The sequence below is a fragment of the Brevibacterium sp. 1718 genome, assembly GCF_051131255.1.
GTDB lineage: Bacteria > Actinomycetota > Actinomycetes > Actinomycetales > Brevibacteriaceae > Brevibacterium > Brevibacterium sediminis.
This window is the reverse complement of record NZ_CP186550.1, coordinates 3,167,330-3,179,762: the sequence shown is the minus strand read 5'-3', so window position 1 is coordinate 3,179,762 and position 12,433 is coordinate 3,167,330. Positions and strand designations below refer to the sequence as shown.

The following is a 12,433-nucleotide window of genomic DNA, read 5'->3' as shown; positions in this document are numbered from 1 at the left end:
ATTGCTCAGGCCGTGACCTTGCGCAGGGAATCGATCTTCGATTCCTCGCCCGGCATGACGCGCTTGACTCCGTCGCCGAATGCGGTTTCGAGGACGCGGACGCCCTTGACGAGGGAGGCGAATTCGCGCGGTTCCATCGACGCGGACTGGTCGGATCCCCACATGGAGGAGTCGAGGGTGATGTGGCGTTCGATGGTCACAGCACCCAGTGCGGCTGCGGCGAACGAGATCTCGAGGCCGAGCTCGTGGCCGGAGTAGCCGACGGGAACACCGTAGCGTTCGCGAATGGCCGGGATGGCCTTGAGGTTGACTTCTTCGGGCGGCAGCGGGTAGGTCGAGGTGGCGTGCATGAGCACGAGCTTGTCGCGGTCGAAGACCTCGACGGCCTTGTCCAGAGTCTCCCAATCGGACATGCCCGAGGAGCACAGGACGGGCTTGCCGGTGGCGGCGATCGCGCGCAGCAGCTCGAAGTCCGTCAGCGAGGCCGAGGCCACCTTGTAGGTGAGCGCATCGAATTCGTTCTCGAGGAAGTCGACGGAGTCGGTGTCCCATGGGGACGCGAACCACTGGAGTCCGACTTCCTTGGCGTAGCGGTCGATCTCGGAGTATTCGTCAATGCCGAACTCGACGCGGTGCTTGTAGTCGATGTAGGTCATCTCGCCCCACGGGGTCGAGCGCATCTTCGACTTCTGGTGTTCGGGAACGGCCACCTCGGGGTTGCGCTTCTGGAACTTCACTGCCTGCGCACCGGCGGTGACGGCGACATCCATGAGCTGCTTGGCGATGTCGACGTCGCCGTTGTGGTTGATGCCGATCTCACCGATCATGTACACGGGCTGGTTCGGGCCGACGAGGTGCTCTCCGATGGCCACGGGGGCGAGTTGATCAGTCATGAAACCTGCTTTCGGTTGGCACGCGAAATCTCCGCGCGGTTGGTGAACTGCGGCTGGTGCCGCGGGACGGACGGTTGCTGGTCGGGGAAGGCGGACGCGTGGCCGGACAGGGCCGCCGGCTGGTGGCCGGCCGGGCGTCCTGACTGGTGCCCTGCCAAGGTCGATGGGTGTCCGGTGGGCGACCGCAGTGAGGTCAGGGTCGGATTCGGAAGGGGTTCGGCCGCCTCGGCGGGGATGGGAATGAGGTCGCAGACCTCACGCACCGCACCCCGTCCGCCTGGCCTGTCGAGGATGACGCGGGCGGCGGCGAGGACGCGCGGGTGGGCGTCGGCGACGGCGATGGGCCAACCGACGACGTCGAAGGCCTCGAGGTCGTTGATGTCGTTGCCGACGTAGGCGACGCGGGCCGGGTCGAGGTCGTTGGCGGTGATCCATGCGTCGAGGATGCTGGCCTTGTTGTCGATGCCCTGGGCGACGTCGACGCGCAGCTTCTCCGCACGGCGGGTCACGACGGGGTTGCGTTCCTTCGACAGGATCATCACGGGCACGCCGGACTTCACGAGTCGGGAGATTCCCATGCCGTCGCCGCGGTGGACGCGGACCTGTTCGTTTCCGTCCTCGTCGACGTAGGCGCCGTCGTCGGTGTGGACGCCGTCGAAGTCGGTGACGAGGGCGTCGACGTCGATGACCTGCGCGGTCTCCTGCGTCGAGGCGATGGCGCGGACGAGGGTGAGGTCGGACATGTCGTCGATCTCGCGGGCGTGCTCGGGCGGGACCTCTTCGATGCCGATGCGGCCGAAGAAGCGGTGCTCGTGCTCGATGAGGCCGGAGGTGCGCATGACGTAGAACGCGCCGGTTTCGTTGAAGTGCTTGGCGCGGTCCTGGCGGCGCGGCCGGAAGCTGGCTTCGTGCCCGACGGCCACGGCCTGGGTGTCGTCGTCGAGGCGCCACAGGAAGGAATGGTCTTCGACGGCGGAGAAGACGACATCGGCGTTGTCGTCACGGACCGTGCGCACCGCGTTCTCGATCGAGGCGGAGTCGATGAAGGGGGAGGTGCACTGCATGAACACGGTGATGTCGAAGTCCTCATCGAGGGTCGACAGTGTGTGGATGAGAGCGGATTCGCTGGTGGCGGTGTCGCCGGCTATCTCGGCGGGGCGGTGGGCCACCTCGGCGCCAGCGCGCAGGGCTTCGGCTGCGATTCCGTCGTGGTCGGTCGAGACGATCACGCGGTCGATGCTGGGGCTGGCCTGGGCGGCATTGATGGCGCGGGCAAGCAGGGAGATTCCGGCGACCTTCTGCAGGTTCTTCAGCGGGATGCCCTTGGATCCTCCGCGCGCGGGGATGATCGCGACGGTGCGGTGGGGAGTGGGGGAGGTGGTGCTGGTTGATGCGGTGGTGCTTTCTGCCGCCTGGTTCGCGGCCGCGGTGGTGCGCGCATCCGGCTTCATTTCCGACTGAAACTCGGTTGCGTTGGGCTCGTAGGTCGTCGATTGGTCATTCACAATGATTCGACGCTAACGACGGGGTGTTACCTCAAGGTGAACACGCCATGTCGCCGAGGCGACCCTTCGATGGCGAACCCGTGACGGATGTGCCGGTGGGCCGCGGGCGGGGCCATGCGGCGACGTTCAAGCCGGCCCCTGTGCCCGCGGGCGGTGGGTGCTGAGTAGGCAGAGCCGGTGGGAGCCTCATCGACTTTTGGGTAGGCCTGTGCATCGCTTCATCGACTTTTGGACGAATAATCCGGTTCGAACATGAGTATCTGATCAAAAGTCGATGACGAATGGGACAAAAGTCGATGACGCGCGGCCCGAAGCTGCCGGTGGGGTGATTCGACGGAGCCAGTGCGGTGCGTGGGTGCACGCCAACGTCAGCCGATCAGCGCCAGGTGATGTTCCACATGCGGTTGTTCCAGGCCGAGAACGGGATGACCTCACCGGTGTAGACGGGCCAGAAGTAGGCGAAGGCGAGGACCGCTGCGACGAGGATGAGCCCGACGCTCAGTCGCCTGGCGAACAGCGCCGCGGAGATCCGCGCGAAACGCTGCTTCGCCGACGGCCCCGACGAGTCTCGCCCGCCAACAGGCGCCCGACCCCAGACGAGGGTCAGACAGAACGTCACGGCCAGCACGACGAAGGGCACCATGACGATGGTGTAGAAGGTGAAGATCGTCCGCTCCTGGTAAGCGAACCATGGCAGCCAGGTCGCTGCCAGCCCGGCGAGGATGACGGCGGGGCGGACGTCCCGGCGGATGATCCACACGATGAGGCAGACGAGCACAGCCAAAGCGGCCAAGCCCCAGATCACAGGGTTGCCCACCGAGGTGATCGCCGAGGAGCACTTCGCGACCGTGCACCCCATATCGCCCCGGTCGTAGGACTCGTAGTAGAACGACGTCGGCCGCCACTGCACGATCCAACCCCACGGGTTCGACATGTACGGATGCTCCGAGTCCAGCCCGACATGGAACGAGTACGCCGTGTAGTGATAGTGCGCCAGCGACGGCAGCCAATCCAACCACTGCGGCAACGCACGCCACCAGCCGAAATTCTCCGCAGCCCACTGTCGGTCCCACGCGTCATCCGAACGGATCCACCCGGTCCAGCACGCCACATAGGTCACGAGCGCGATCGGCACGAGCTTGAAGAACGAGGGAATGCTGTCGCGGATGAACATGCCCAGCCACGGATGCACGACCCCGGCCCGATACCGCGAATGCACATCCCACAGGACGATCAGAATCCCGAACGCCGCCAGCGCATACAGACCCGACCATTTCACCCCCGTAGCCAGGCCGAGACTGATCCCCGCAGCGAAGATCCAAGGCCGCGCGCCGAGGCGGGGCCCGAAGTTGATCACGTCCCTGGACTTCGTCCGACGCCGACGTCGGGCTTCCGCGGTGGGCGGGGCCGCCTCGGGGAGTGGGGCGGCGGAGGTGATCGACTCGCTGAGTTCGGTCGGGAAGGTTCGGGGGACCTCATCGGGGTCGGATGGGGAGGAAGCGGCCGCCTCGGGGAGGGGATCTGGATTCTGCAGTGTGCGGGACGGAACGGAGCTATCGATCTCCGCGGTGCACTGGGTCCAAGCGGCCAGACGCTTCGTCACCTGCTCGCGGTCGAGGAGGATGAAGAAGAAGGCGAGGAGGACGAAGGCCATGAGCACGATGTCGAGCAGGCTCGTGCGGGAGTGGACGAAGTGCTCGCCGTCGATGGCGAGCAGGCCGGCGGCGATGCAGGCGAAGAACGCCGAACGGAAGAGCTTCCAGGCGATGACGCCGAGGAGGAAGATCGTCAGGGTGCCGATGATCGCCACGGTGAAGCGCCAGCCGAACGAATCGTCGGCGCCGAAGAGGTCGATGCCCCACCCGATGAGCCATTTGCCCAGCGGCGGGTGGACGACGTATTCGGGGGTGGGCTCGATGACGCTGGGATCGCCGGCGTTGAAGGAATCGTCGGCGTTCTCGGGCCAGGAGCGTTCGTAGCCGAAGTTGAAGACCGAATAGCCGTCCTTGACGTAGTAGGTCTCGTCGAAGATCAGGCGGTGTGGGAAGTCGAGGCGGAAGAGTCGCAGGGCCGCACCGATTCCGGTGATGACGAGCAGGGCCGGCCACATCCACAGCGGTGCTCGGGTGGCCCACATGCCGGCGTGAAAGGTTTCGCGGCGCATCGCTGCGGCGCCGGAACGCACCTTTTCGCGTTTCCTCGCCAGGCGCTCGCGGGCGATGCGCCTGGTGGGGGCCGGGGAGTCTGCGGTGTGTGTCATCGGAGTCCAGTTTAGAGATCTCGGCGGGCAGGGCTCTCATGCGACCCGCAGGGAAGGGCGGGGCATTGGGAGTGATGGGGCCGGCGGGGTGAGGGCGAAGGGGAGTGTCGGGCGGGCGTAGGTCGGGGAGTGAGGGTGTGCCGGGTGGGGCCGACGAGGTGGGGGAGTGAGGGCGTGCCGGGTGTGGCTGGCGTAGGTCGGGAGGGGGAGACCGGCATGAGGTTCGGCACCTTGAGCAGGATTCTTGGGCATTCGCCACCGTGCATCACTAGAGTAGTGGGAGACAGCCGGAGTCAGAGCGAATGGTGCACAACGTGTCGAACAACCCCAACTACCGCCCGAGCGATCCTCCCCAGGTCGGCTCGCAGCAGTTCAACAACAACTATGGTTCCCAGCCGCAGTACGGACAGGGACAGTCGGGTCAGTACGGATCCGGTGACGGACAGTATGGGTCCGGTGCCGGACAGTATTCGCAGGGACAGCCGTATGGGCAGCAGAACTCCCATGGACAGTCCGGCGCCTACGGTCAGCAGAACGCGTACGGACAGTCAGGCGGATACAGCCAGCCAAGTGCGTACAGCCAGCCGAACGCCTACGATGCCTACAGCCAGTCGGGCGCGTACAGCCAGCCGATGACCTACGGCGCGCAGCCGGTCTTCGTCCGGCCCGCACCCAACAAGATGGCCGTGTGGTCGATGTGGATGGGCATCGCCGGTATCGGCGGCGGATTCGTCTGCGGCCTGCTGTCGATGATCCCGGTCATCGGCATCATCTTCAGCATCATCGCGATGTTCCTGTGGATCGCACCGGTGCTCGCCGTCATCTTCGGCCACATCGGCCTCGGCCAGATCAAGCGCACAGGCGAAGAAGGCCGCGGACAGGCGATCGCCGGGCTCATCATCGGATACGTGACCATCGCCCTGGGGCTCATCATGGCGATCGTCATGATCGGCATCCTGGGCATCGGCTTCTTGGGCATGATGAGCAGCTACTGAGCCGCCCCGCGTGACCTCGGCGCTGCTCCGGATGACTTCGGACGGGTGCCGAGGTCACGCTCGATTCGGCGGTCGGGCCGCTCTGCACGTCCCCGACTTCGCCTGCCCGGGGCCTTGCGTGCGCCCCAAGGCCACGCGGGTACGGGCCGGTCGGGCCGCCTCGGCGAGGGGAACCTGCAACCTGTGGTGCAGGACTGCAACACGATTCGGCCGCCGCGCTCGCTGCACGTAGGTAGCGTTGATCTCAGACATCGGGACACCCGTCGAGGACGGCCCCGAGCAGATTCAAAGATCAACGACAGCCAGCGGAACGGAACGGACATGAACACTCGCGTACTGCCTCTCGGGAACACCTACACCGGATCGAAGAGTTCGGTCCACGCCTCCGTCGCAGTCCACACGCCCGCACCGGTTCATACTCCGGCCCACCCTCATGCCCTGGTCCAGGCCCCCGTGACGTACGGAAACCGAGCACCGGTCGTCGTCTACCAGCAGGTGGCGCCGACGAATTCCTCGTCGATCGTCGCGCTGGTGCTCGGCCTCATCTCGTTCATCTCATCGTTCTTCTTCCTCGGCGTCGTCGGCATCATCTTCGGCCACATCGCCCGTTCGCAGATCAAGGCCCGCGGAGAGCGCGGCAATGGAATGGCCGTGGCCGGGCTGTGGCTGGGGTACCTCAGCGTGATCTTCTGGATCGTGTTCTGGCTGCTCTACTTCGGCGTCATCGCGCTCGTCATCGGCGCCTCGATCACCGCTGGAAACGCAACCGTCAGCTGAGGACCGGGATTCCGGGAAGTCTGCCCCGGCAAACGACCTGGCGCACGGCCTCAACGTCCGACACATACGCCCGCACCAACGTCCCGCCCCGCCAACTGTGATTGACCTGTAACCGCCCCGCCTTTTGCCGCCACCGACGACTCTGTACCGTTGAAGGCAACCACAAGGAGACTTCGCTATGAGCAGCCAGAACAACTGGAACAACCCGGACATGTACTACCAGCAGCCCCAATCGAACGCGGGCGGCTCGTACGGTGCCCAGTCGTACAGTCAGAACAGCGCCTACACGGCCAATGCGCAGTACGCCGGCGGACCCGGCTACGTGTACCAGCAGCTGCCACCGACGAACGTGCTGGCCATCGTCGGTATGTGCGCCTCGATCTTCGGCGTCATCTCGTCCGTCTTCATCGGCGGCATCGCCGGCATCATCATGGGCCACATCGCCCGCAAGCAGATCCGCGAACGCGGAGAACGCGGGGACGGCATGGCCATCGCGGCCCTGTGGGTCGGTTACATCGGCACCATCCTCTGGATCCTCTTCTGGGTCCTCTACGTCGGGGTGTTCGTCCTCATCTTCGGCGCGGCAATGGTCGGCGCGGGTTCGACCAGTTGAGTTCAGACTCCTTCGCGTCCTCCGACCAGGGCGTCGATGCGGATCGTGGAATCGGTGACGACGACAACTCCACCGAGGCGGCCGTCCACGGAGCCGACGACAACTCCGCCGAGGCGGCCGGCCACAGAGCCGACGACAGCCCCACCGAGGCGGCGCCGTCCGACGACATCGACCTGACCGATGACGCCGGGCCAAGTATCGGTCCGAACCTCACCGGCGGTCGACTGATCCTGGTCGGGACTCCGATCGGCAACCTCGGCGATGCGAGCCCGCGGATGCGGGAGGCCATCGAAACTGCCGATGTCATCGCCGCCGAGGACACGCGGCGGTTCCTGTCGCTCGCGCAGCGACTCAACCTCACGCACACGAAGCGTGTCATCAGCGTCTTCGACCACAACGAGGGCCACCGCGCTCCCGAACTCGTCGATATCATCGCCGCTGGTGAGACCGTGGTTCTGCTCTCCGACGCGGGGATGCCCGCCGTCTCCGACCCCGGCTACCGCGTGGTCAAGGCCTGCGCCGAGGCGGGACTTCCGATCACGTCGACACCGGGGCCGTCCGCGGTGCTCATGGCGCTCGCGGTCTCGGGACTGCCGAGCGACCGGTTCAGCTTCGAAGGGTTCCTGCCGCGCAAGTCCGGGCAGCGCAAGACCCTGCTGACCGAACTCAAGGCCGAGAAGCGCACGATGGTCTTCTTCGAAAGCCCACACCGCATCGCCGATGCGATGGACGACTTCGCCGAGATCATCGGCGTCGACCGGCCTATGGCCATCAGCCGCGAGCTGACGAAGACCTACGAGGAGACTCTGCGCGGAACCGTCGGTTCACTGCGCGATCGGGCCGCCGAGGGTCTGCGAGGGGAACTGACCCTCGTGCTCGCCGGTGCCACCGAGGTCGAAACGGCTCCGGAGGACCACCTTGGTGAGGTCAGCGCTTTGGTCGACTCCGGAGTGCGTGCCAAGGACGCGGCCGGCCAGGTGGCGAAGAAGTTCGGCCTATCCAAGCGCGACGTCTACGAGGCCTGGCTCCACCGCGAGTGACACGACTCGTGCGCAATCGGCTGTGGATAGCCGGCAGCCCAGTTTCGGGTGGATAGCCCATGGCAGAAAGTGGGCTATCCACCCAAAACTGGGCCATCAGCGCGGTTGAGATACTCCCCAAACGAGCCTGGTGCGAAAGGCACGAGCCGCTGTGAAGCCGGTCGACGACTCGACTCGAACGCTGACGCCTGTTGATTGACTCTTTACTGAGGCGCTGTCACCGTGTGGACGCCGAAGCTGATTCCACAGCAACAGGATTGAGCATTGCTGAATCAATGCGGATTTCGGCAGTGTGCCGGCATGAAGAACAACGTCGTGTATTTCACGGACCTTCGCAATGCTGGAGCCTCATCGGCAGACATCCGCAGCGCTTTGGGCTGCTGTCTGCGAAAGCTCTCTCGTGGAGTCTATACAGTCGTCAGTCGTTGTGAAGTCCGTGCCCACCGATACCTTTCTCCCTTCGCCACAGACTCGGATTGGATGACGTATCACGAGGAAGGACGCGACAAAGAGCGGTCCCAGCAACGCAGATACGAGGCGAATCTGAAGCGTCTGCAAGTCCTCCACTATCCCCACTACCGCGCAGGAGACATCGTGTTCGGGATTTCGGCGGCCCGGCTGCACAGAATCGGTATGTTCGACGAGCCGGACGAACCAGTGTCGGTGTTCCATCCCATATCAAGCACCAAGTCACCCGAGCTGATCAGGCGACGCAGAACAATCGCAGCTGAAGACGTCTCCGAGGCGGAAGGGCTTCGCGTCACTACTCCGGCTCGAACTGCCTTGGATCTGCGGGCCGAACTCGGCAGCGCTGCGGCGTTTGCCGCGATGGAACAGGTGGTCAGATGGCATCTTCTCGGCGACGACGAGGATCTGATCTTCAGGCTCGGGTATCCGGCACACCTGCTGGACGAGGTTCCGGGTGCAGTCGCAGCTCTGTTCGCAGCGCCCATTGACCGCCTGGCACGGGGCGCAAAGGTGGCTGCGAGACTGGTCTCACTCGCATCACCGTTGTCCGAAAGCTATTTGGAGAGCAGAGCCGCCTTCAATCTGCATCTTCTGGGTCTGCACGACTTCGTGCAACAGGTGGATATTGCCGATGGCAGGCGACTTCTCACGAGACTCGACTTCCTGTTCCGTGACGATAGAGTCGCACTCTACGTCGATGGGACGCAGAAGTACGTCGACGGCGGCTTCGACGTCATGAACAAGGAGAGCCGACAGCACAATCGTCTGCTGGCGATGGGCTATAAGATCGTGCGCTTCAAATTCAATGAAGTTCTGGACCCGAAGACCTTCGGACAGAAGCTCTTCTTACAGGCACCTGAACTACGTCGTCGATGTGGAAAACCGCTGGTTCTGTGAGCTGGTGTCCAGGTGCGAACTGTTTCAGCCCAGTCCGAGGTGAGCCGCCCATCTTCAAACGTGGGCTACTCACCGCAAATTGGGCTATTCGCGAATCCTCGGCAAAAACTCGCTTGGGTCCACCAGCACCAGCCCATGCGCGCCTGCGCGGCGGTGTCCCTTAGACTGAGTTCCCTATGGGTTACTACTTGACGACAGCGATTGCCTACCCCAACGGGGCCATTCACATCGGGCATGCCTATGAGTACATTGCGGCCGACACGATCGCCCGGTTCAAGCGACTGGACAATCACGATGTCTTCTTCTGCACCGGCACGGACGAGCACGGACTGAAGATGCTGCAGGCGGCGAACAAGCTCGGCATCACCCCCAAAGAACTCGCTGACGACAACGCGAAGAACTTCCGCGACACCCAGCTCGCCCTCGGCTCGACCTTCGACCGGTTCATCCGAACCACCGACGAAGACCACTACGCCGCCTCGCAAGCCATCTGGCGCAAGCTCGAAGAGGCCGGCGACATCTACCTCGACACGTACTCCGGCTGGTACTCCGTGCGCGACGAGGCCTTCTACACCGAGGACGAGACCGAAGTCGTCGACGGCGTGCGCCTGTCCAAGGAGACCCGCACCGAGGTGACCTGGACGGAAGAGGAGTCCTACTTCTTCCGCCTCTCGAAGTACCAGGACAAGCTGCTCGAGCTGTACAAGAACCACCCCGAGTTCATCGGTCCGGATTCCCGCCGCAACGAGATCGCCTCGTTCGTCGCATCCGGGCTCAAGGACCTCTCCATCTCCCGCACCACCTTCGACTGGGGTGTGCCGGTTCCCGGCAACGACAAGCACGTGATGTACGTGTGGATCGACGCCCTGACGAACTACCTCACTGCCGCCGGCTACCCCGATGACCAGGAGCGCCTCAGCAAGTGGTGGCCCGCCGACGTCCACATCATCGGCAAGGACATCATCCGCTTCCACTCGGTCTACTGGCCCGCGTTCCTCATGAGCGCCGGCATCGAGCTGCCCAAGCGCGTCCACGCCCACGGCTTCCTCTTCAACTCCGGTGAGAAGATGTCGAAGTCCGTCGGCAACGTCGTCGACCCCCTCGACCTCGTGGATGCCTTCGGCCTGGACACCCTGCGCTTCTTCCTCTTCCGCGAGTTCTCCTACGGCCACGACGGCTCGTATACGAAGGACTCGATCATCACACGGAAGAACTCCGACCTCGCCAACGAATACGGCAACCTCGCCCAGCGTTCGCTGTCGATGATCCAGAAGAACTGCGACGCTCAGGTGCCTCAGCCGGGCGAACTCACCGAGGCGGACGAGAAGCTCCTCGCCCTCGCCCGCGCCGTGCCCGACACCGCCCGACGCCACGTCGACACCCAGGCCCTCCACCTCTATGTCGAGGCCTGCTGGAAGGTGCTGTCCGAGGCCAACCGCTACTTCTCCGCGCAGGAGCCGTGGAAACTGAAGAAGACCGATCCCGATCGTATGGCCACCGTGCTGTGGGTGACGATCGAGGTCGTGCGCATCATCTCCATCCTCATCCAGCCTGTCATGCCCGAATCCGCAGGTAAGATCCTCGACCTCCTCGGTGTGCCCGCCGGCGTCGGTGAGGCCGGTGCGAAGGTCCTGCCGACCGCCGTCGATTCCGGGTCCGGCGCCGAGGCGATGGGAGCCGTATCCGCGAGCGCGGCCATCGGCGTCGCCGCCGGTGCGGCATACGCTTCGGCCGCCCTGGCGCCGAATGTCGCCGAGGCCGCTGCCGACGGCATCGCCGCCGCCGAGGCGGATCCCCGGTCGTTCGCGGCCGTCGGGTTCCCGATCGAACCGGGCACGCCCCTGCCGAAGCCCGAACCCGTGTTCCCGAAGTTCGTGGAGGAGACCGAATAATGGCCTCGCGCGCCGCCGGAACCTATCCACCGGTGCCCGAACCGCTCGCTCATCCCATCGTCGACTCCCACACTCACCTCGACATCTGCACGGGTGTGCGGCTGCCGCTGGGTGCTGGTGAACCCGAACCCGAGGTGACCCCGAACGCGGACGAAGAGTTCCCGTCGCTGGATTTCTTCCATGACACCGCCTCCGAGGCGGGAGTCCGTCGCATCGTCCAGATCGGCTGCGACCTTCCGGCAGCCCGGTGGACGACTGCGCTCGTGGCTTCCCAGTATTCAGGCACCCCCGCCGAGGCGGCCACGGAGGTGGGATCCCTCGCCGAGGCGGCCGACCCCCGTACTGTGCCCGGCCCTCCTGCCGAGGGACGGACGTGGATGATCGGCGGGGCCGCCCTCCACCCGAACGAAGCCCCGCGGCTGGCCGAGCGCGGCCTGCTCGATGACGCTCTCACCGAGATCGAATCGCTCGTGAGCTCGCATGAGCGCATGCGCGTGGTGGGGGAGACCGGTCTCGACTACTTCCGCACGGCAGAAGAGGGAGTTGCCGAACAGCAGCGCTCCTTCCGAGCTCATATCGAGATCGCCAAGCGCACCGGACGTGCACTGCAGATCCACGATCGGGAGGCACACGCCGATGTGCTGCGCATCCTCAAGGAGGAAGGCGCTCCCGAGGTCACGATCTTCCACTGCTACTCCGGCGACGAGGCGATGGCCCGCGAATGTGCGGCCGAAGGCTATTACATGTCCTTCGCCGGCAACCTCACGTTCAAGAACGCCGACGAGCTGCGGCGGGCCGCGGCGGCCGCTCCACTGGAGCTCCTGCTGACGGAGACCGACGCACCCTTCCTCACCCCGCACCCGCATCGCGGTAAGCCGGGAGGTCCATACCTCACGGCGGTCACGGCGCGGAAACTCGCCGAGGTGCGCGGGATGAGCGAAGAGGATCTGTGCGCGGCCGTGTGGAACAACGCGGAGCGGGCCCTCGGCAGCTGGGACTGAGCCGGGCTCAGCCCTTCGTTCTGTGAGCGAGATAACGGGACGCAGCGCCGCCTCGGCGGGGGAATGTCACGATCGGGAATGCCCCGGAAACA

At 64.9% G+C, this 12,433-nt stretch carries 10 protein-coding genes; 7 read left to right on the top strand and 3 right to left on the bottom strand.

The features are described from left to right. Positions 1–5: 5 nt before the first annotated feature. The 3 genes from ACOZ9V_RS14280 to ACOZ9V_RS14270 form a co-directional block, all read right to left on the bottom strand. Positions 6–893, bottom strand: coding sequence for an N-acetylneuraminate synthase family protein (locus ACOZ9V_RS14280; RefSeq protein ID WP_434591072.1), 888 nt, complete (start codon positions 891–893; stop codon positions 6–8). Beyond that, on the bottom strand, positions 890–2,344 hold the full coding sequence (locus ACOZ9V_RS14275; protein ID WP_434591069.1) for a cytidylyltransferase domain-containing protein: 1,455 nt from the start codon (positions 2,342–2,344) through the stop codon (positions 890–892). Before ACOZ9V_RS14275 ends, ACOZ9V_RS14280 begins: the two co-directional genes overlap by 4 nt. A gap of 430 nt (positions 2,345–2,774) precedes the next feature. Beyond that, positions 2,775–4,658 carry a dolichyl-phosphate-mannose--protein mannosyltransferase gene (locus ACOZ9V_RS14270; protein ID WP_434591066.1) on the bottom strand — a complete coding sequence of 628 codons (1,884 nt, stop codon included), beginning with the start codon at positions 4,656–4,658 and terminating at the stop codon, positions 2,775–2,777. 314 nt (positions 4,659–4,972) lie between these two features. Between ACOZ9V_RS14270 and ACOZ9V_RS14265 the strand changes: the two genes are divergently transcribed. The 7 genes from ACOZ9V_RS14265 to ACOZ9V_RS14235 all read left to right on the top strand — a co-directional run bounded on the left by ACOZ9V_RS14265 (position 4,973) and on the right by ACOZ9V_RS14235 (position 12,341). Then, positions 4,973–5,653: a DUF4190 domain-containing protein gene (locus ACOZ9V_RS14265; protein WP_434591063.1), complete on the top strand. Its 681-nt coding sequence runs from the start codon at positions 4,973–4,975 to the stop codon at positions 5,651–5,653. 321 nt (positions 5,654–5,974) lie between these two features. Further along, positions 5,975–6,430 (top strand): DUF4190 domain-containing protein, encoded by a 456-nt coding sequence (locus ACOZ9V_RS14260; RefSeq protein ID WP_434591060.1) that lies wholly within the window; start codon positions 5,975–5,977, stop codon positions 6,428–6,430. A gap of 178 nt (positions 6,431–6,608) precedes the next feature. Beyond that, entirely contained in the window at positions 6,609–7,043 is a 435-nt protein-coding gene (locus tag ACOZ9V_RS14255; RefSeq protein WP_139468379.1) for a DUF4190 domain-containing protein, read from the top strand. Positions 7,044–7,210: 167 nt separating this feature from the next. Continuing rightward, on the top strand, positions 7,211–8,083 hold the full coding sequence (gene rsmI / locus ACOZ9V_RS14250; RefSeq protein WP_434595407.1) for a 16S rRNA (cytidine(1402)-2'-O)-methyltransferase: 873 nt from the start codon (positions 7,211–7,213) through the stop codon (positions 8,081–8,083). Positions 8,084–8,383: 300 nt separating this feature from the next. After that, positions 8,384–9,448: a hypothetical protein gene (locus ACOZ9V_RS14245; RefSeq protein ID WP_181272511.1), complete on the top strand. Its 1,065-nt coding sequence runs from the start codon at positions 8,384–8,386 to the stop codon at positions 9,446–9,448. Between the two features lie 176 nt (positions 9,449–9,624). Then, entirely contained in the window at positions 9,625–11,340 is a 1,716-nt protein-coding gene (gene metG, locus ACOZ9V_RS14240) for a methionine--tRNA ligase (RefSeq protein WP_139468381.1), read from the top strand. After that, positions 11,340–12,341 carry a TatD family hydrolase gene (locus ACOZ9V_RS14235; protein ID WP_139468382.1) on the top strand — a complete coding sequence of 334 codons (1,002 nt, stop codon included), beginning with the start codon at positions 11,340–11,342 and terminating at the stop codon, positions 12,339–12,341. The genes metG and ACOZ9V_RS14235 overlap by 1 nt, the downstream gene beginning before the upstream one ends. Positions 12,342–12,433: the final 92 nt, after the last annotated feature.